1 pseudogene is annotated in these 490 nt (G+C 58.4%); it reads left to right on the top strand.

The annotated features are described in order from the left end of the window. Positions 1-310: 310 nt before the first annotated feature. A pseudogene (locus tag EN807_RS32525) lies at positions 311-490 on the top strand (hypothetical protein); the annotation flags it as partial.

The following is a 490-nucleotide window of genomic DNA, read 5'->3' as shown; positions in this document are numbered from 1 at the left end:
ATCGGACCGGATGGGACAACAGACGATGACGCCCCACATGATCCTTCGTCCGATTCAGCGGCCGCCGGCAGCGCGAAGATCGTGAGGCTTGCAAGTGCTGCAAGGACAAGCATGGAATTGCGCATGGTCTCGTATCCTTCTTGGCGCGGCCATGATTGGACGCGATGATGCCCTGATATGGTCCCCTTGCTTGCTGTGGGCTGAGGATAACTGACAGCAAATTGAAAGCTGCAACGTGCGACATGCCTTGCCGATGAAAAGACAATGGAAGCGTTTGGCGGTGCTGGTTCTCGCGGGACTTGTCTTGGCCATGCCTCTCGCTGCCCGTGCCGACGAGGACGATGACGGCGACCATGACCGGGCGCGGGATTTGTACGAACGCGGCGAAATCAAGGGCCTTGCCAATATACTGGACGTTGTCCGCACCAAAGCTCCCGGCGATGTTGTTGCGGTCGATCTCATCCGCAAGGCCGACAGATGGGTCTACCGT

It is taken from the genome of Mesorhizobium sp. M5C.F.Ca.ET.164.01.1.1 (assembly GCF_004792125.1).
Taxonomy (GTDB): domain Bacteria; phylum Pseudomonadota; class Alphaproteobacteria; order Rhizobiales; family Rhizobiaceae; genus Mesorhizobium; species Mesorhizobium wenxiniae.
The sequence above is the reverse complement of the archived record's forward strand: the minus strand, read 5'-3'. Positions and strand labels throughout refer to the sequence as shown.